The 18045-nt window shown below is 64.7% G+C and carries 18 protein-coding genes; 8 read left to right on the top strand and 10 right to left on the bottom strand.

What is annotated here, in order from left to right; translation table 11 throughout:
• Window positions 1-2: 2 nt before the first annotated feature.
• From JQK88_RS30985 to JQK88_RS30975, 3 genes are read left to right on the top strand one after another with little or no spacing between them, the layout of a single operon-like run.
• Window positions 3-1286 (top strand): glycosyltransferase, encoded by a 1284-nt coding sequence (locus JQK88_RS30985; RefSeq protein WP_203280454.1) that lies wholly within the window; start codon window positions 3-5, stop codon window positions 1284-1286.
• A gap of 6 nt (window positions 1287-1292) precedes the next feature.
• Window positions 1293-2675 carry a glutamine synthetase family protein gene (locus JQK88_RS30980; protein ID WP_203280453.1) on the top strand — a complete coding sequence of 461 codons (1383 nt, stop codon included), beginning with the start codon at window positions 1293-1295 and terminating at the stop codon, window positions 2673-2675.
• A 2-nt stretch (window positions 2676-2677) separates the two neighbouring features.
• Window positions 2678-3979, top strand: coding sequence for an NAD(P)/FAD-dependent oxidoreductase (locus JQK88_RS30975; RefSeq protein WP_203280452.1), 1302 nt, complete (start codon window positions 2678-2680; stop codon window positions 3977-3979).
• Window positions 3980-4127: 148 nt separating this feature from the next.
• On the opposite strand, the gene JQK88_RS30970 is transcribed toward JQK88_RS30975, so the two are convergent.
• The 5 genes from JQK88_RS30970 to JQK88_RS30950 form a co-directional block, all read right to left on the bottom strand.
• Entirely contained in the window at window positions 4128-4292 is a 165-nt protein-coding gene (locus JQK88_RS30970; RefSeq protein WP_192255530.1) for a hypothetical protein, read from the bottom strand.
• Window positions 4289-5344: an ABC transporter ATP-binding protein gene (locus tag JQK88_RS30965; RefSeq protein WP_203280451.1), complete on the bottom strand. Its 1056-nt coding sequence runs from the start codon at window positions 5342-5344 to the stop codon at window positions 4289-4291. Before JQK88_RS30965 ends, JQK88_RS30970 begins: the two co-directional genes overlap by 4 nt.
• 11 nt (window positions 5345-5355) lie before the next feature.
• Entirely contained in the window at window positions 5356-6189 is an 834-nt protein-coding gene (locus JQK88_RS30960; RefSeq protein ID WP_192255526.1) for a carbohydrate ABC transporter permease, read from the bottom strand.
• A 10-nt stretch (window positions 6190-6199) separates the two neighbouring features.
• Window positions 6200-7129 carry a carbohydrate ABC transporter permease gene (locus tag JQK88_RS30955; RefSeq protein ID WP_192255524.1) on the bottom strand — a complete coding sequence of 310 codons (930 nt, stop codon included), beginning with the start codon at window positions 7127-7129 and terminating at the stop codon, window positions 6200-6202.
• 67 nt (window positions 7130-7196) lie between these two features.
• On the bottom strand, window positions 7197-8579 hold the full coding sequence (locus tag JQK88_RS30950; RefSeq protein WP_192255522.1) for an ABC transporter substrate-binding protein: 1383 nt from the start codon (window positions 8577-8579) through the stop codon (window positions 7197-7199).
• A gap of 162 nt (window positions 8580-8741) precedes the next feature.
• Here JQK88_RS30950 and JQK88_RS30945 point away from each other — a divergent pair, with 162 nt between their 5' ends.
• Genes JQK88_RS30945 through JQK88_RS30925 form a run of 5 tightly spaced genes read left to right on the top strand, consistent with a single transcriptional unit; the run spans window position 8742 to window position 13780 of the window.
• Complete coding sequence (locus JQK88_RS30945) at window positions 8742-9419, top strand: beta/alpha barrel domain-containing protein (RefSeq protein WP_192255520.1); 678 nt, start codon at window positions 8742-8744, stop codon at window positions 9417-9419.
• Window positions 9419-10876, top strand: coding sequence for a xylulokinase (locus tag JQK88_RS30940; protein WP_192255518.1), 1458 nt, complete (start codon window positions 9419-9421; stop codon window positions 10874-10876). Before JQK88_RS30945 ends, JQK88_RS30940 begins: the two co-directional genes overlap by 1 nt.
• A gap of 15 nt (window positions 10877-10891) precedes the next feature.
• Entirely contained in the window at window positions 10892-12184 is a 1293-nt protein-coding gene (locus JQK88_RS30935) for an iron-containing alcohol dehydrogenase (protein ID WP_203280450.1), read from the top strand.
• Window positions 12185-12191: 7 nt separating this feature from the next.
• Window positions 12192-13016 carry an HAD-IIB family hydrolase gene (locus tag JQK88_RS30930; protein WP_203280464.1) on the top strand — a complete coding sequence of 275 codons (825 nt, stop codon included), beginning with the start codon at window positions 12192-12194 and terminating at the stop codon, window positions 13014-13016.
• Window positions 12998-13780, top strand: coding sequence for a DeoR/GlpR family DNA-binding transcription regulator (locus JQK88_RS30925; RefSeq protein ID WP_203280449.1), 783 nt, complete (start codon window positions 12998-13000; stop codon window positions 13778-13780). Before JQK88_RS30930 ends, JQK88_RS30925 begins: the two co-directional genes overlap by 19 nt.
• Before the next feature lie 17 nt (window positions 13781-13797).
• Here JQK88_RS30925 and JQK88_RS30920 read toward each other — a convergent pair whose 3' ends face one another.
• From JQK88_RS30920 to JQK88_RS30900, 5 genes are read right to left on the bottom strand one after another with little or no spacing between them, the layout of a single operon-like run.
• On the bottom strand, window positions 13798-14307 hold the full coding sequence (locus tag JQK88_RS30920) for an L-2-amino-thiazoline-4-carboxylic acid hydrolase (RefSeq protein ID WP_203280448.1): 510 nt from the start codon (window positions 14305-14307) through the stop codon (window positions 13798-13800).
• On the bottom strand, window positions 14304-15089 hold the full coding sequence (locus tag JQK88_RS30915; RefSeq protein WP_203280447.1) for an ATP-binding cassette domain-containing protein: 786 nt from the start codon (window positions 15087-15089) through the stop codon (window positions 14304-14306). The genes JQK88_RS30920 and JQK88_RS30915 overlap by 4 nt, the downstream gene beginning before the upstream one ends.
• The gene (locus tag JQK88_RS30910; RefSeq protein WP_203280446.1) at window positions 15086-16078 is read right to left on the bottom strand and encodes an ABC transporter ATP-binding protein; all 993 of its coding nucleotides are present in this window, start codon (window positions 16076-16078) and stop codon (window positions 15086-15088) included. Before JQK88_RS30910 ends, JQK88_RS30915 begins: the two co-directional genes overlap by 4 nt.
• Window positions 16075-16905, bottom strand: coding sequence for an ABC transporter permease (locus JQK88_RS30905; protein ID WP_203280445.1), 831 nt, complete (start codon window positions 16903-16905; stop codon window positions 16075-16077). Before JQK88_RS30905 ends, JQK88_RS30910 begins: the two co-directional genes overlap by 4 nt.
• Window positions 16902-17888 (bottom strand): ABC transporter permease, encoded by a 987-nt coding sequence (locus JQK88_RS30900; protein WP_192255504.1) that lies wholly within the window; start codon window positions 17886-17888, stop codon window positions 16902-16904. Before JQK88_RS30900 ends, JQK88_RS30905 begins: the two co-directional genes overlap by 4 nt.
• Between the last annotated feature and the right edge of the window lie 157 nt (window positions 17889-18045).

Genomic DNA, 18045 nt, shown 5'->3' with positions numbered 1-18045 from the left:
AATTGACGCGTAAAGCCAGCCCGACCATCGCGCTGTTTCCCGAAGCCAGTTTCGGCGCCGCATTGAATTGCGTCGGTATCGCACAGGCATTGCGCGCACGGGGCGCCCGGCCCGTCTTCATCTGCCATGCCGGTTTCTCCGGCGTCTTTGCCGACTACGGGTTCCAGGAATACCAACTGCCGACCGACGAGCCGCTGAGCGACAGCGAACGCCAGAGCTATTGGCAGGCCTTCGTGCGCCGGCACTTGCCGCATTTCCGGCTGAGCCCGATCGACCAGCTCGAAACCTATGTCGCGCCGACCTGGCAAGCGATCGTCGACACTGCGGTCAATGCCGAGGCGCCGCTGCGCCAATTGCTGGCGCGGCTGAAGCCCGACGCGGTGGTGCTCGACAATGTCATCATGTTCCCGGCGATTGCTGCCGCCGGTTGCCCGTGGGTGCGTGTCGTCTCCTGCGCCGAGACGGAATTGCCTGATGCCGAAGTGCCGCCTTATCTCTCAGGAATGGCTGCCGATGACCCGCAACGCGAGGCGTTCGAGGCGCGCTATCTGTCGGCCTCGGCGCCGGCACATGACCGCTTCAACCGTTTTCGCGCGGATTCCGGCCTGGCGCCGCTGCCCAAAGGCCTGTTCCTCGAAACATCGCCCGACCTCAACCTGCTGCTGACGCCGACGATCGTGCGGCGCGAGCGCGCCGAGCCGCTCGACCCCGAACGCTTCATTTATCTCGAAGGCTGCGTGCGGTCGGAAGGGCCGTTCGAGGTGCCGGTGTTTCCGCGCAATGGCGGGCCGCTGGTCTATGTCAGCTTCGGCAGCCTTGGCGCCATGGATGTCGGTCTGATCGAGCGCATGCTGGCCGTCTTCGACAGGATGCCGGCGCGCTTCATCGTCAATGCCGGCGGACTGCGCGACGCCTATCGCGCGGTGCCGGACAATGTCTATCTCGACGCCTGGTTTCCGCAGCCTTCTGTGGTGGCGAAGTCTGACCTGTTCATCCATCACGGCGGCAACAACAGCTTTTGCGAGGCGCTGCGCTTCGGCGTGCCGTCGCTGATCATGCCCTATTGCTGGGACGGACATGACAATGCGCAACGCGCGGGAGAGACGGGCGTCGGCGACCATATCGGCCGCGACGCCTGGACCGAAGGGGGATTGGAGAGAGCCATTCTCGGCCTGCTGGCCGACGATGTGATGCGCGCCCGCCTCAGGGAGAATGCAGCCCGGATGGCGCTGACCCCTGGAACGGATGTGGCCGCGCAAGCCATACTCTCTCTCATAGGTACGTGAACCAAAATGCAGGACAAAAATACCAACACCACTCTCTTCACCGGCAACGATCCCAAGAACTGGCTCGCTCGGCACGGCATCACCGAAGTCGAGTGCCTGGTGCCAGACATGAACGGCGTGCTGCGCGGCAAGGCGCTGCCGACGGCGAAGTTTCTCAAGGCGCTGGAAGACCGCGCGCTTTATCTGCCGAGCAGCGCTTTCCTGGTCAGCATTGATGGCCGCTATTCCGGCTCGATCGATGAAGGCTTTGCCTATCAGGATCCGGACATGCGCATGGTGCCCGACGTATCGACGCTGTGCCTGGCGCCGGGCGGCGGTGTTGGCAAAGCCTATGTCTTCGCCGACGCCTTCCACATGGACGGCAGACCATGGATGGCCTCGCCGCGGCACGTGCTGCGAGCCGTGCTCGATCTCTATCGCCAGCGTGGCTGGCGGGCGGTGGTGGCGCCGGAGGTGGAATTCTATCTGACCGCGCCCAATCCCAATCCAGACCAGCCGCTGACCGCGCCGGTCGGCGCCAATGGCCGCGCCGAAGGCTCACAGCATCCCTATGACATGGTGGCGCTGGAAGAATTCGAGCCGGTGATCCGGCGCGTCTATGACTATGCCGCAGCCGCCGGTCTGCCGCTGGACACGCTGATCCATGAATCGGGCACCGCGCAGTTGGAGATCAATCTGCTCCATGGCGATGCGGTGCCGCTAGCCGACCAGGTGCTGCTGTTCAAGCGGCTGACGCGCCAGGCCGCGCAACAGAGCGGCGTGCATGCCACCTTCATGGCCAAGCCGATCGCCGCGCAGGCGGGAAGCTCGATGCATTTGCACATGTCCGTCGTCGATGAGAAGACCGGCGCGGCGCTGTTTGCCAGCGCTGATGATGCCGACACCGAAATGTTCGACCATTTCATCGGCGGCCTGCAGAAGTACGTGCCTGAGATCATGCCGCTGTTTGCGCCGAACGTGAATTCGTTCCGCCGCATCCGGCCGAACCACAGCGCGCCGGCCAACATCGAATGGTCGCATGACAACCGTTCCTGCGGCCTGCGCGTGCCGGCTGGCGGGCGTGCCGCAAGACGGGTGGAGAATCGGCTACCGGGTGCGGATTGCAATCCCTATCTGGCGATCGCCGGCTCGCTGCTCGCCGGCTATCTCGGCGTCGAGCAGAAGCTAGCGCGCTCGGCTGAGGCGTCGGGTAATGCCTACAAGATCAAAAGCACGCTACCGAAAACCATGGAGGAGGCGCTCGACCGCTTCACCGCTTGCGAGCCGGTGCGGGCGTTGCTGGGTGAGGATTTCTTCCAGACCTATCTGCGCGTCAAGAGTGTCGAACTCGACCTTTTCCAGAGCGTGGTGACGAGCTGGGAACGCGACCATTTGTTGCTGAAGGTGTGATCATGACCTCCAGTTCAACGGGTTTCAATTCCGGTCTCGATATCGGCAAATCCTATTATGTCGCCACCGCCAATCCGGCGCCGGACCATCCGGCGCTGGTGGGAGATGTCGAGGCCGACCTGGTGGTGGTCGGCGGCGGCTGCACCGGCCTGTCCGCCGCCCTTCATGCCGCCGAGCGCGGCCTGAAGGTGGTGCTGCTCGAAGGCGGCAAGATCGGCTGGGGGGCGTCGGGCCGCAATGGCGGCCAGATGATTCCCGGCCTGCGCAAGGGCGCCAAGGGGCTGGTCAAGCTCTACGGCCCCGAGCGGGCGAAGGCGCTGTTCGACCTCGCCTTCGAGGCGCGCGGCCTGGTGCTCGACATTATCGAGCGCCACGTCATCGATTGCGATCTGAGACTGACCGGCCATCTGGTCGGCGCGGTCAACGGCTCCGATCTTAGGGATCTCGAAGAAGAGGCGAGATGCCTTGAGAGCGTGATGAAGTTTCGCGACGTCGAGATCCTGTCGGCGGCGGACGCGCGGGCCAAGGTCGACACGCCTTACCATGGGGCCATGTATGAGCGGCTTGGCGGCCACATGCATCCGCTGAACTACACGCTCGGGCTTGCCCGTGCCGCTGTGGCGGCAGGTGTCGTCATCCATGAGAATTCGGTGGCGGTGAAGCTGGAGCGCGAGCCTTCGATCCGGGTCTCGACATCGAAGGGCTCTGTGCGGGCCAAACATGTCGTCTTGGCCGGCGATGCGTTGCTGCACGGGCTGGAGCCGCGCGTCAACAGCCGCATCATGCCGGTCGGCAACTACATTGTCGCCACCGAGCCGCTGGAGGGCAAGCGCAACGTCATCCCGGCCAATGTCGCGGTGTCCGACACACGCTTCGTCGTCAACTACTACCGCATGTCGGCGGACGGACGGTTGTTGTTCGGCGGCGGCGAGCGCTACACGCCGTCGCCGCCGGCCGACATTGCCGGCTTCGTGCGGCCGCATATGGAGGCCACTTTCCCGCAACTGAAGAGCTGCCGCATCGACCATGCCTGGGGCGGGCTGGTCTCAGTGACGACGTCGCGGCTGCCGCATGTCGGGCACTATGGCGAGGTCTATTTGGCGCATGGCTATTCCGGCAAGGGCGTCATCCTGTCGACGCTGTCGGGCAAGCTCTTGGCCGAAGCGATCACCGGCGATGCCTCACGGCTCGACCTGTTCTCGACGCTGACGCCGATGCCGTTCCCGGGCGGCACGGCGCTGCGTGGTCCGCTCTATGTGCTCGGCATGTTGTGGTACGCCATGCGCGACCGCATCAAGCACTGAGTTACCGCTGGCGGGCGGGGATCATCGGAGGATTGCATGCGTGATTTTCAGTTCCCCGGCCGCTCGCCGATTCGCCCCACGGAAGCGATGCCGGCAACATCGTATCCACGTAAGGACGGTTGCGCGATCGGCTACTCTCGACGCGTATTCAGAACCAGATCAGCCAGACAAGCTGCAGGATGACCAGCGCAATGGCGTCCCAGAAGATGAGCTCGCCGGTCGAGAACCAGCGCCTCGACTTGTTGAAAACATAGAACAGCCGCCAGACCAGCGCTGCGGCGGCCAGCGGCACCAGAGCGAGCAGCGTGCTCACGGCAGCCGCGCTCCCGACACCGCATCGAACGTGTGCAGCGCTGCCGGCGGAAAGCGCAGATGTAGCTTCTGGCCGGGATCGTAGGCGCGATCGTCATTCACTGTCCTGACGATCAGCGCGTTTGCCTCGCTCTTGGCGAAGATCAGCACATCGGGTTCGACCGGTTCGACGACATCGACGGCAAATTGGATCGCATCGCCGGCAGACGCGTCGACGAGCTGGATCTGCTCGGGGCGGATGCCGAGCACGATGGGACCGTCAGGCTTTCCCGGCAGCGGGCAGCTAAAGCCGCTGGCGTGGAAGACGCCGCCGCGGACATCGCCGTCGAAGGTGTTCATCGCCGGACGGCCGATGAATTCGGCGATGAAGCGGTTGGCCGGCCGCCGATAGATCTCGCGTGGATCGTCATACTGGATCAGCGCGCCTTCGCGCAGCACCGCGACCCGTGTCGCCAACGTCATCGCCTCTTCCTGGTCGTGGGTGACGAAGACGAAGGTCTTCTTCAGCTCGCGATGCAGCCGCTTCAGCTCGGTGCGCATGTGCAGCCGCAGCAAGGCGTCGAGATTGGACAGCGGCTCGTCCATCAGGCACAGGCTCGGCTGCCAGACCAAGGCGCGGGCGACGGCGACGCGCTGCGCCTGGCCGCCCGACAATTGCGAGGGCCGGCGGTCGAGATAGCGGGTGATTTCGAGCAACTCGGCCATGGCGCGCACGCAGCGGTCGAGTTCGGCGGCCGGCATCTTGCGGATGCGCAGGGGGTAGGCGATGTTCTCGTAGACGCTCTTGTGGCTGTAGAGCGCATAGTTCTGGAACACCATGCCCATGCCGCGCAGCCGCGGCGGCAGATCGGTGACATCGCGGCCCTCGACTAGGATGCGGCCGGCGGTCGGACGTTCGAGGCCGGCAAGCAGCCGGCAGGCTGTCGTCTTGCCGGAGCCCGAAGGGCCGAGCAGGACAAGGAATTCGCCAGGCTCGAAAGCAAGGTCGAGCGCCTGCAGCGCCACCGTCCCGTCCGGGAAGGCCTTGGTGACGCCGTCGAAAACAATTGCCATGCGAGATCCCTTCAACCCTTGACTGCGCCGAAGGTGAGGCCGCGAACCAGCTGTTTCTGGACAAGGAACGTGAAAAGCACGATCGGCAGTGTCGCCACGATGGCGACCGCCGCAACCTGTCCCCACAGCGTGCCATGCGGCGTCACCAGCCCGGGTATGCCGACAGTCAGCGGCCTCCCGTCGAAGGCGACGAGGATGAAGGCATAGAGGAACTCGTTCCACGACAGGATAAAGCAGAGCACGGCGGTGGCGCCTATGCCGGGTGCGGCCAGTGGCGCGACGACGAAGAAGAACGCGCCGAGCCGCGAGCGGCCGTCCATCATCGCGGCTTCGTCGATCTCCCTGGGGATTTCGGCGAAGAAGCCGCGCATCATCCAGACGACGAGCGAGAGGTTGAAGGAGGTGTGGGCGATGACCACGGCGTAGATGGTGTCGATCAGGCCAAGCGAGGTGAAGAACAGGAACAGCGGCACGGCAATCGAGATCGGCGGCGCCATGCGGGTGGTCAGGAAGAAGAAGAACAGGTCTTCCTTGCCCGGAAAATCCGAACGGGCAAAGCCATAGGCGGCCGGCGCGCCGATGACGATACACAGCACAGTTGACGACACCGAGATCAGCACCGAATTGATCGCCAGCGGCCAGTATTCCTTGTCGATGAAGACGGCTGGATAGTTGGAGAGTGTCGGCGTGAAGACCCATTTCGGTACCGACGACAACAGGTCGACGCGGTTCTTGAACGAGGCCAGCACCATCCAGACGTAAGGCGTCAAGGCGACCACGACGGCGACCAGCAGCACGGCCCAGGCAAAGCTTTTCCAGGCGCGGCTTGTGGACTGGTCGATCATCGCCGCGCCCTCAAAACGCGGCCGCCGGCTTGCGGCTCGACCAGTACACAGCCTTGTAGAAGACCGAACACAGGATCAGCACGACGAGATAGATCATGAAGGCGACCGCCGCGCCGTAGCCGAGGTCCCAGTTGCGGAAGTTGACGCGGTAGGCATAGATCGAGACAAGCTCGGTCAGCGTTCCCGGACCGCCGCCGGTCATCAGAAAGACCTTGTCGAATTCCTTGAAGGCGTCGATGCCGCGCAAGAGCAGCACCAGTGCGATGACGGGTCTGAGCAGTGGCAGCATGACGTCGCGAAAGATCTGGAACGGTTTGGCGCCGTCCATCATCGCCGCCTCGAACGGTGCGCGGGGCAGGCTCATCATGCCGGCCAGCATGATCAGGGTGACGAAAGGCGTCCACTGCCAGACATCGATGGCGACGATGGTCGGAAAGACCAGGTCGGGTGCCGAAAGCACCGCCGCGTTCTGCGCCAGCAGGCCGACCTTGCGCATGTAGAAGGTGAGCATGCCGAAATCGCCCTGCAAAAGCAGGCGCCAGATCAGCCCGACGGCGACCGGCGCGATCATCATCGGGATGAGCAGCAGCGTGGTCAAAAGCCGCTGGCTGGCGACGAAGCGGAAGATCAGGAAGGCGAGCGCGAAGCCGAGCAGGAATTCGAGGCCCACGGCGATGACGACGAATTTCAGCGTGAGCAGGAACGACGCCCAGAAGAACGGATCGTTGCGCATCAGCTTGCGGAAATTGTCGAAGCCGACAAAGGCGCCCGCGTGGCTGGCATCGGCAAAGCTGAGGTCGGTCAGCGCGGTATAGACCATGTAGTAGAACGGGCCGACCAGGAAGACGACGACGAGCAGCGTCGCCGGCAGCATCAGCAGCGGTCCCACCCCACGGTCGAGAAGCGGCATTCCGCGCAGCGATGGAGTGCGGTTCGTCACGGGCGTTTCCTGCGGACAAGAATGGCTACCCGCTTGTGCGGGTAGCCTCTGCGCGACATCTCAAGGCCTATCGTGCCGGATAGGTCATGGGTGCGCAAGAACCGAGCAATGTCGAGATGTCGGTGGCGGCGGTGTCGAGGGCAGCCTGCGCTTCCTTCTCACCGGCGAGGTAGGACGACAGCTCGCGCACCAATATGTCGGTAATCTCGGCCGATTGCGGCAGCGTCGCCTTCGGCACCGCATGCTCGTTGGCCTCCATCGAGGCCTTGGCGTAGGGCAGTTTCTGCACCTCCGCCGAGGCATAGACATCGGGCCGGCCCGAGGCGCCGCCATTGAGATGCTGTTCGAGCTGGCGATCATAGCCCATCATCCACTGGACGAAGAGGAAGGCCGCCTGCTGGTTCTTCGAATAGACGGGGATCAGGTAGGTCCAGCCCTCGACCTGACCGATCTTGCCGCCGTCGCCTTGCGGCACGAGATCGAAGCCGACCTTGCTGACGACGGTGGAGGCCGTCGTGTCGACCGACACGGCATAGGTGGCGTCGTTCCACATGATCAGCTCGGCGACCTTGGCCTGCTGCATCAGCGCCATGACGTCGTCCCAGAAATAGTTGAGGCTGTCCGGTGGCGAGAATTGCAGCAGGCTCTTGTAGTATTCGAGCGAGGCGACGGCCTTGGGGCTGTTGACAATGACCGGGCCGCAGGCCGAGCCGCTCTTCACGTCGAGCACGTCGCCGCCGAAGGAATAGAGGAAGTTGAGCCACTCATACCACAGCGCCTCGTGACGCTTGCCCTGCAGGGCGGTGCCGTAAAAGCCCTGGTCGGGGCGGTAGAACCATTCAGCGATGTCGCGATACTGCTTCCAATCCTTGGCGGGAGCGAGGTCGTAGCCATACTTGGCCTTGAAGCCCGCCTGCTCCTTGGGGTCGGCGAGCAGATCCGAGCGATACCACATGAACATGTTGAGCACGGTGAAGGGGAAGCCGTACTCCTTGCCGTCATACCAGGAGATTTCGTGCCAGGCGGTCTGGTAGAGCTGCTTCTCCGGCTCGAAGGTCGGATCGCGCAAAGCCGGATCGGCCATCATCTTGGCGATTTCGACCAGATGGTTGTTGGTGGCGAATTTCCCGAGTTCGCGATGCGGCTGGATGATGACGTCGTAGCGGCCGCGGTGCGAATTGAGATCGAGCTGCACCTTGTTGACGGCTTCGGAATGCTCGTACATCTCGACTTCGACATGGATGCCGGTCTGCTTTTCAAACTCCGGCGCCATCTTCTTCAACGCTTCGAGCGGCGGCAGCGCCTCGCCGACCATGCGGATGGTTTGGCCGCTATAAGGCTTCGACGCCTCTTTCAGATCCCACGCGGCGGCCTGTGTGATTTGCCACATAAGGGCGGCGAGAACGAGGAGTCCGGATGCGGTACTCCCACGTATCAGCGGCTTGAGCATTCTTCCCTCTCCCTAGAAGTCGTGCCTGACGGGCCGGCGCCCGTTCTGTCATAAAATGTGTGGCACTGCAAATTAAAATGTGGCACCTTGCAACAAATGGTTGGGAGATGTTAACAGACCGGCAGTAACCCGGCTTTCCCGACCAGGCGAGGGACCTTTCGGATGGACTTCATCTTCATGCTGACGCGAAACGATCGCACGGTCGAGGACTGTCTCGACCTGGTCGAGCTGATCGAGCCGGTCGGTCTGAAGCATGTCGGCTTCAAGGATATTGGCGTTGCGCCCGATGTGCTGCGCAAGCTCGCCGGCGCCATTCGCCGGACAGGCGCCACCACTTATATGGAAGTCGTCTCGACGACAGCGGAGGCGTGCCTCAACTCCGCGCGCATTGCCCGCGATCTCGGCATCCAGCGCCTGCTTGGTGGCACCCAGGTCGACGAGATCATGGCGCTGCTGGAGGGGAGCGACACCGAATACTACCCTTTTCCGGGACGGCCGGTCGGCCATCCGACCAAGCTCGGCGGCTCCCCGGGGGATGTCGAGGCCGACTGCCGATCCTTTGCGGAAAAGGGTTGTGCGGGATGCGACATCCTCGCCTATCGCGCCACCGAGGCCGACCCGGCCGAACTGGTTCGCGCCGCCCGACGCGGCCTTGGTCCGTTGCGGCATCTGATCGTAGCCGGCGCGGTGGCTTCGGCCGATCGGATCAAGGCAATCAAGCAGGCTGGCGCAGACGCTTTTACCATTGGCACAGCGGTTTTCGACGGTTCCTATTCGCCGACCAAAGGTTCTATCCTCTCGCAACTGCGGGATGTCCTCGCGGATTGCGAGCGTGTCTAATGGCGGTTATCGGCATCGATCTCGGCACCCAGAGTCTTAAGGCGGTTGTCGTCGATGACGAGTTGCGGCTGCGTGGCGAGGCCGGCGTGCTTTACCAGCCGGCCCTTCCGGCGCCGGGATGGGCCGAACAGAATCCGGCGCTGTGGCTGGCGGCGCTGAAGCCGGCGATTGCCGACGCGCTCGACAAGGCCGGGCTGGCGCCATCCGACATCAAAGGAATCGCCATTGCCGGACAGCTCGACGGCTGTGTCGCTGTCGATAGCAGCGGTCAGGCTCTGGCGCCGTGCATCATCTGGATGGACCGGCGCGCATCGGGAGAAATTGCCGGCATCGACCCGGACTTCATCCGCGAGCGCACCGGTCTCGTTCTGGACGCAACGCATATGGCGGCGAAAATCCGCTGGGCAACGTGCAACCTGCCCGAAGCGCGCCGAGTAGCACTCTGGCACCAGCCGGTATCGTTCGTGGTCGCGGCTTTATGCGGCCGTGCCGTCATCGATCACGCGCTGGCCTCGACGACCATGCTCTATGGGCTGAAGGAGCGCTTCTATGCCGGCGATCTGCTCGCGGCCTTCGACATCGATGCGGATAAATTGCCCGGCATCGACGATGCATCGGCGGTCGCCGGCGCCTTGACTGCGGCCGGCGCCGATCTGACAGGCCTGCCTGTGGGCACGCCGCTGGCAGTCGGCACCGGCGACGATTTTTCCGCAGCTATCGGCGCCGGCGTTGTCGTGCCCGGTGTCGTTACCTGCAATCTCGGCACGGCGGAAGTGGTCGGCGCGGTATCCGACACGCTCCGCCTCGACACCGGCGGCCTGGTCGAGACGCATGGTTTTCTCGACGACCGCTATTTCGTCTCCAATCCCGGATGGCTTTCGGGCGGTGCAGTGACCTGGTTCCTGTCCACCTTCGGCGTCGATTCTCCGGCGGCAATGTCGGAGCTGGCGGCGACGGTCGTTGCCGGCAGCGACGATTTGCTGTTCGTCCCGGCACTGTCCGGCGCCATGGCGCCGCGCTGGATCGCCGAGGCGCGGGGCGCTTTCTACGGCCTGACATCCTTCCACGGCAAAGCGGCCTGCGCGCGCGCGGTGTTGGAGGGCTGCGCTTTCGCCATGCGCGACGTTGTCGACCGGCTGGACGAACTTGGCATCGCCACCGGGCGCATCCGGCTCTCGGGCGGCGGCGCCCGCAGCCGGGTGTGGGCGCAGATCCGCGCCGATGTCGGTGGCAGGCCGGTCGAGATAGCAAGCGCCGCCGATGCCTCGCCGATCGGTGCGGCAATCCTTGCCGCCACCGCCATCGGCCTTTCGTCCTCAGTGCAGCAGGCGGCCGAAAGGCTGAGCGGTGGCATCGAGACGATCGACCCCAATCCTTCGGCCAAGGCCACTTACGACAGAAGTTACCGCCGGTATCGGACCCTGTTCGATGCCCTGACCCCGCTCCATGCTGACTGATTGGACGGCATCCCGATGTCCAAGGAAATGCTCGATAGTCTCATTGCCGGCACGCTGCCTGACCCGGATAGCGAGGGAATGCTATCGGTGCCGCTGAAGACCATCGTCATCGGGCGCGGTCTCGGCGATGAGGCCGATGCGCTGGTCAAGCCGCTGCCGCTCGGCCGCAAGCTCGCCGTGGTGATGGATCCCGACACGCGCCTGGCGCTGGGCGAGAGGGTGTCGATCGCGCTGCGCGGCTCCAGCGATGTCGACAAGATCATCCTGCCGCGCCATCCGCATCCGGACATGGACGCCGTGCGATCGGTGATCGCCCGCACGAAAGACGCCAGCGGCCTGGTCGCGGTCGGATCGGGCTCGATCAACGACATCACCAAATATGCCGCGCATCTCACCCAAAAACCCTACGCGGTGTTCGGCACCGCACCTTCGATGAACGGCTATACCTCGGTGTCGGCGGCGATCACCGAGGACGGGCTGAAGAAATCGCTGACGGCAAGCCTGCCGGTCGGTGTGTTTCTCGATCTCGACGTGATGGCGCGGGCGCCGCACCGGCTGATCGCCGCCGGCTTCGGCGACTCGATGGCGCGGCCGACCGCCCAGACGGACTGGCTGATGGCGCATCTGCTGATCGGCACGCCCTACAGGCAGGCGCCGTTCATGCTTCTGGCCGAGGACGAGAAGACGCTGATCGCCAAGGCCGGCGAACTCAGGACAGGGGACCTTGAGGCAATGGAAGTGCTGGTGCGTACGCTGGTCATGTCCGGCCTCGGCATGACTTTGTGCGGCGGCTCCTATCCTGCCAGCCAGGGCGAACATCTGATCGCCCACTACATCGATATGCGCGGCCAGGGCCTGCCCGAGGCGCATCACGGCGAACACATAGCGGTGACGACGTTGACAATGGCGCGGCTGCAGGAACGTGTGCTGGCATTGCCGGAGCTGCAGCTTGCGCCGTCCGCCGATACACAGGACCGCTTCATCGAGATTTTTGGCGAAACGCTTGGACGCTCCTGCTGGGCAGCGTTCAAGCCTAAGCTGCTCGACCATGAGCGGGCGACCGCCATCAACACCATGCTGGCCGAGCAATGGCGTTCGTATCGCGAAAGGCTTTCCCGCGTGGCCCGTCCGGCGCGCGAGATCGCGGCAGCACTGCGTGCCGCCGGTGCGCCGACCACGCCGCAGGAGGTCGCCATACCGGCTTCCTTCTACGACGAAGCAGTCGCCAATGCCCGGCTGATCCGCGACAGGTTCACCATGCTCGACGTCGCGGCCGTCTCGCTCGAAACGGTCGCGGCGGGAGCCTGAACGGGTGCTGCGCCCGCTTGCCGACTTCACCATCCTGGACCGGCGCAAGATCGCCGTCGTGCTGACCGACATAGACGACACCTTGACTGACAGGGGACGATTGCCGGCAAAAGCCTATGTGGCGCTAGAGCGGCTGAAGCAGGCTGGGTTCATCGTCGCGCCGGTCACCGGCCGGCCGGCTGGCTGGTGCGACCTGATCGCGCGGCAATGGCCGGTGGATGGTGTGATCGGCGAGAACGGCGCGTTCTATTTTCGCTACGACGACGCTGCCAAGCGGATCGTTCGCCACTACGCCAGGAGTGCCGGAGAAAGGCAGGCCGACGCGGCGCGCCTGCGCGAGATCGAACGCGCCGTGCTCGCGGAAATTCCGGGTGCGGCGGTCGCTGCCGACCAGACCTACCGCGAGGCCGATCTGGCGATCGATTTTCGCGAGGATGTCGCGCCGCTGCCCAAAACCGAAGTGTTGAAGATCGTCGGTATCTTTCAGCGCTATGGAGCGACGGCGAAAATCTCGTCCATCCATGTCAATGGCTGGTTCGGCAAACACGACAAACTGTCGACAAGCCGGCTATTCTTGCAGGACTGTTTCGGTATAGACATAGACCACGACAAGGACAGCATTGCCTTCGTCGGCGATAGTCCAAACGATGCACCAATGTTCGGCTTCTTCCCCAACAGCGTCGGCGTCGCTAATGTGGTGGACTTCGCCGGCGAACTTCCGGCATCTCCTGCCTTCGTCACAAGCGGGCGCGGCGCGCAAGGATTTGCCGAGCTTGCCGACGCGTTGATTGCTGCAAAGGGAATGGAAGTGCCATGGATCAAGGCCGACTGACGAAGAAGGAGCGGCACGCGCTTATCCTTTCGGAAGTGCGCCGGTCAGCGTCCATTCGCATCTCCAAGCTCGCCCGGCGAATCGGGGTCGCAGGCGAGACCATCCGCCGCGATCTCATCGAACTCGGCGATGCCGGGCTGATCAACCGCACCTATGGTGGCGCGACGATCTCGCTGGTGACGACCGAACCGGTAATTTCCGAGCGCGGCCTGACCCTGGTCGACGAGCGCGCCCGCATCGGCCGCGGCGCGGCCGGCCTGGTCGAGAAAGGCCAGATCGTGATGATCGACGGCGGCTCGACCACTTATGAGGTGGCACGCAACCTTTCGCAGCTGAAGCGCGACCTTACCATCATCACCAATTCCACCGGCGTGGCCTCGGTGGCCGGCGCCAATCCGACCTTCCGCGTGCTGCTTTGCCCCGGAACCTATGACAGCAGGGAAGGCAGTGTACTGGGCGAAGACACGGTCGAGTTCGTGCGCCGCTACAACGCTGACGTCGCCATCATCGGGGCGTCGGGACTAAGTGCCGACGGCCCGAGCGACATGATCTCCGGCGCCGCGGCAGTCAAGCGCGCGATGATATCGCGTTCACTGTCGACGGTGCTGGTGGTGACCCACGACAAGTTCGGCCGCTCCAGCCTGGAGCGCATCTGCGGACTTGACGACATTGCCGACATCGTCACCGACAGCGAACCGAAGACCGACCTGCGCACTGCTGCCGAACAGGCGGGCACGGAGCTGCATGTGTTTGCCGGCGACTGATCAGCAGTTGCCGCAGCCTATCCCGCAGCATCCCGGTTGGTCAGTGCGATGTGGCAGCAGCCGGAGCCGTGGCCCGGCGTCCAGGTGACATTGTCGAAGCGCACGCCCGTCGCCTCGAACAGGCCGCGGTCGAAAGCGCCGGCGATGCGGCAGAGCGTGGCGAGCTTTTCATCGCCGACACCGGCCTCGACCCAGGCCTCCTTCAGCGGACAGCGTTTCACCTTGAAGGCGATGTGGTCCGGTCCGCGCTCGACATCGGTCGGATACATCAGGCCGCCATCCGGGCTGACGGCCAGGAACGCTTCGCCGATGGCCGCTGCGTCGTTGGGCCCGAAGCGGGCAAAGGCTGCTGCCGCCACCTCCTTGCCGCGCTGTTCGATGGTGCGGATCATGATCGCCTCGGCCTTCTCCGCGCCCAGTTCGCCGGTCAGCTCGTCGAGAAACAGGCGGTAGAGATCGGCCCGGTTGCGGAAGGCGGAATCGAGTTCTCGCGAGAGTTTCTCGGCTCTGGCTTCGGCGTCTGTCATGGTACCTGCCTGCTGCTTCTGTTCAATCTTGGTGCCGCCGCCACCAGCGCCTTGCCGATGGCCGATTGCGGCGCGTCGATAACGGCGCGGGCGTCGCCGCTCTCGGCGATCCGCCCGGCGTCGAGAAGGACGACGCGGTGGGCGATCGCACGAACAACGCCGAGATCATGCGAAATGAAGAGATAGGCGATCCGTTCCCTGGCCTGCAGGTCGAGTAGCAGCTCAAGAATCTGTCCGCGCACGGAAACGTCGAGCGCCGACACCGCCTCGTCGAGTACAATCAGCGACGGGTTCGTTGCGATGGCGCGGGCAATCGCCACGCGCTGGCGCTGGCCGCCGGAGATTTCATGGATGGCGCGTGGAGCGAGATCGGCCGTCAGCCCAACACGCTCGAGCAAGGCAGCGATGCGGGCCGGACGCTCGGCGCGAGAAGCGATGGCATGGATGCGCAAGGGATCGTCAAGCACGCGCGCCACCGTGGCGCGCGGGTTGAAGGCGGCGAGCGGATCCTGGAACACCATTTGCAGGTGGGCTCGCCGGGCGCGCAGGGCAGCGCCGTTCAAGGTAAGGAAGTCATCGCCTTCGAATTGTATGTTTCCGGCATCCGGTTCGATCAGCCTGAGCACCAGACGTGCGATCGTCGACTTGCCGCTGCCAGAGGGGCCGGCCAGCGCCAGCGTCTCGCCAGGTTCGACGGCGAAGGAAACGCCGTCGACGGCGGCGATGGTCTTGCCGCCGCGGCGATAGCGCTTGGTCAGATCGGAGACGGCCAGCAAGGTCATGCCGGCGTCCGTCGCAGCAGCGGCGAGGCGTCGAGGCCAAGATGGGCGTCGAGCAGCGCGCGCGTATAGTCCTGGCGCGGGGCATTGACGATCTGCGCCGTCGCGCCGATCTCGACCAGTCCCCCATACCGGAAGACGGCGATGCGCTCGGCGAGTTCGGCGGCCAGCGCGATGTCGTGGCTGATGAACAACAACGTCATGCCATCCTCGATGACCAGTTGCCGGATCAGCGCGACGATCTCGGCTTGCACGATGGTGTCGAGCGCGCTTGTCGCCTCATCGGCGATCAGCAGTTTGGGTTCGGCGGCAATGGCCGCGGCGATCGCTACGCGCTGCTTCTGGCCGCCGGAGAGCTGATGAGGAAAGGCGCGTATGGCGGAGGCCGGGTCGGGCAAGCGGACGCGTTCGAGCAGGTGCTTTGCCCTGGCGTAAGCTTGTGGCCAGTCAAGGCCGAGATGGGTGTGGGCGACTTCGGCGATTTGCTTGCCGACCGCCATCACCGGGTCGAGGCTGGCGGAAGGGTCCTGGAAGACGAAGCCGATGTCGCGACCGGGGAGGGGCTGTCGGGGTCCGCCAATCGCGGATGTTCGGCGTTCCGTCACACCCCCCTCTGTCCTGCCGGACATCTCCCCCGCAAGGGGGGAGATTACGCTCTCATCTCTGCCTTCGCCAATCTTCGAAGTTGAAGAGCCAATGGCGGTGTTGCCAATCTCCCCCCTTGCGGGGGAGATGTCCGGCAGGACAGAGGGGGGTGGGAAGGATCGCGGCGCCTGAAATTGCCACCCAATACGCCCTTCGACCTTGGCTGACCCCGGCAGCAACCCCGCAATCGCCAGCGCCAGTGTGCTCTTGCCCGAACCGCTTTCGCCGATGATCGCCAGGCGCTCTCCTGCAACAACATCAAGGCTGATGCTGTCCAGCGCCGTCACCTCGGCCCCATCCCGCCGATAGTGCACCGAGAGATCGCGGATCTCAGCCTGCGCGGTCACGACAGGCTCCTCCGCACGGCCGTCGTCTCGACCACGCCTTCGCCGGCGAGATAGATACCGAGCACGGTCAGCACGAGCGCGATACCTGGAACGATCGACAGGAAGGGCGCGGTGCGCAGAACGGTGCGGCCCTCGGCGATCATGCCGCCCCAGGTGACGCGGTTGGGGTCGCCGAGGCCGAGAAAGGAAAGTGCTGCTTCGGTGAGGATCGCGGCGGCGACGATCACCGAGGACAGCGCCAGCACCGGCGGCAGAGCGTTGGGCAGCACTTCGCGGAAAGCGATCGCCATCGGATGCATGCCGATGACGCGGGCGCCGGCGACATAGTCGCGCTCGCGGATCGACAGTACCTCGGCGCGCGCCACACGCGCCGGCCCGGTCCAGGCGCCAAGTGCGATCGCCGCGACGACAATGCCGAGCGACGGGCCGACGACGCTGACGAAAGCCAGCGCCAGGAGAAAACTCGGCACGGTCTGGAAGGCATCGGTGATGCGCATCAGCACCTCGTCGACGAGGCCGCCGGCAAAGCCGGCCAGCGTGCCAACGACCGCACCGATGAAAAGCGCCGCCGTTGCTGCCGCCAGCCCGACCGCCAGCGAGGTACGGGCGCCGTGGAACAATTCGGCCAGCACGTCACGGCCGAGCCGGTCGGTGCCGAGCGGCAGCGACCAGTCCTGAAACGACGGCAGCAGGGCCGGACCGGCGATGGCTTGAGGGTCGCTGGGGAAAAGCAGCGACGCAGACAGCGCCATGGCGAAAAGCACCGCCAGAATGAACGCACCGGCGACCGCTTCCGGCCGGCGCAGGAGCCGGTTGAGCGGGCTCACGCGCCGGCCTCGCTGGCGCCGACGCGCGGGTCGAGAAAGGCGTAGGCGATGTCGACGGCAAGGTTGATGGCAATGACCAGGACGGCGCTGGTGAGGATGATGCCGAGCAGCAGCGGTGTGTCGCGCGACGCCACCGCTTCCTGCGCCAGCCGGCCGAGCCCGGGCACGGCAAAGACGCTCTCGATGACGACGCTGCCGCCCAGCATCTGCGCCGATTGCAGGCCGAGCATGGTGACCAGCGGCAAGAGCGCATTGCGGGCGACGTGGGCCAACACGATGCGGCGGCGCGACAGCCCCCTGGCGCGGGCGGCGAGGACAAAATCCTGCCGCCAGGCCTCGGCCATGCCGGCGCGCATCATGCGCAGATAGAGTGCGAGGTAGATGAAGCCGAGGGCGGAAACCGGCAGTACGAGATGGACGGCGATGTCGGCGGCGCGGGCGAAGCCGGTCTTGTCGGAGGCCAGGCTCTCAATGCCACCGATCGGCAGCCAGCGCAAATCGACGGCGAAGACGACGATCAGCACCAGGCCGAGCCAGAACCCAGGCACGGCATAGAGCGCCAGCGAGCCGATGGACAGGAAGCGGTCGCGAAAGCTGCCGGGTCTGGCGCCGGCATAGATGCCGAGCGCCGAGCCCAAGCCAAAGGAGAGCGCGGTGGCGCTGACCATCAGAAGCAATGTCGTCGGCAGGCGCTCGATGATGACTTCGCGGATCGGTCGCGAGAAGGTGACTGACTGGCCGAGGTCGAGATGCAGCAGCGCCCAGAGATAGTTGGCGAGCCGTGTCAGTTCCGACTGGTCGAGGCCCCAGCGATGACGCAGCAATTCGATCATGCCGGCATCACCACCGGTCGAGACGATATACGCGTCGACGGCGTCACCGGGGGCGGCTTCGAGCAAAAGGAAGGTGCCGATGATGACGATCAGCAGCACGAAGATGCTGCCGACGAGACGGCGGCGAATGAGGGTGAGGGCGCGGGTCATGGCTGCCTTACCCTCCCCCTTGTGGGGAGGGGGGTGGGGGTCCTTAGGTCAGCGCCAGTACCCCCACCCCGCCGACCGGTTGCCGCTTCGCGGCACCCACTCGGCGACCCTCCCCACAAGGGGGAGGGTGGAGGTCGGCGTTGTCCGGCAGGACAGA

Origin of the sequence: Mesorhizobium caraganae, assembly GCF_016836705.1 — a bacterium.
In the GTDB taxonomy this organism is placed as follows: domain Bacteria; phylum Pseudomonadota; class Alphaproteobacteria; order Rhizobiales; family Rhizobiaceae; genus Mesorhizobium; species Mesorhizobium caraganae.
The sequence above is the reverse complement of the archived record's forward strand: the minus strand, read 5'-3'. Positions and strand labels throughout refer to the sequence as shown.

Coding starts and splice junctions, on each gene's coding strand:
- JQK88_RS30935 (WP_203280450.1), top strand. CDS start 10,892: ATGTCCAAGGAAATGCTCGATAGTCTCATTGCCGGCACGCTGCCTGAC.
- JQK88_RS30965 (WP_203280451.1), bottom strand. CDS start 5,344: ATGGCAATTGTTTTCGACGGCGTCACCAAGGCCTTCCCGGACGGGACG.
- JQK88_RS30980 (WP_203280453.1), top strand. CDS start 1,293: ATGCAGGACAAAAATACCAACACCACTCTCTTCACCGGCAACGATCCC.
- JQK88_RS30915 (WP_203280447.1), bottom strand. CDS start 15,089: ATGACCTTGCTGGCCGTCTCCGATCTGACCAAGCGCTATCGCCGCGGC.
- JQK88_RS30975 (WP_203280452.1), top strand. CDS start 2,678: ATGACCTCCAGTTCAACGGGTTTCAATTCCGGTCTCGATATCGGCAAA.
- JQK88_RS30960 (WP_192255526.1), bottom strand. CDS start 6,189: ATGATCGACCAGTCCACAAGCCGCGCCTGGAAAAGCTTTGCCTGGGCC.
- JQK88_RS30945 (WP_192255520.1), top strand. CDS start 8,742: ATGGACTTCATCTTCATGCTGACGCGAAACGATCGCACGGTCGAGGAC.
- JQK88_RS30950 (WP_192255522.1), bottom strand. CDS start 8,579: ATGCTCAAGCCGCTGATACGTGGGAGTACCGCATCCGGACTCCTCGTT.
- JQK88_RS30920 (WP_203280448.1), bottom strand. CDS start 14,307: ATGACAGACGCCGAAGCCAGAGCCGAGAAACTCTCGCGAGAACTCGAT.
- JQK88_RS30900 (WP_192255504.1), bottom strand. CDS start 17,888: ATGACCCGCGCCCTCACCCTCATTCGCCGCCGTCTCGTCGGCAGCATC.
- JQK88_RS30940 (WP_192255518.1), top strand. CDS start 9,419: ATGGCGGTTATCGGCATCGATCTCGGCACCCAGAGTCTTAAGGCGGTT.
- JQK88_RS30925 (WP_203280449.1), top strand. CDS start 12,998: ATGGATCAAGGCCGACTGACGAAGAAGGAGCGGCACGCGCTTATCCTT.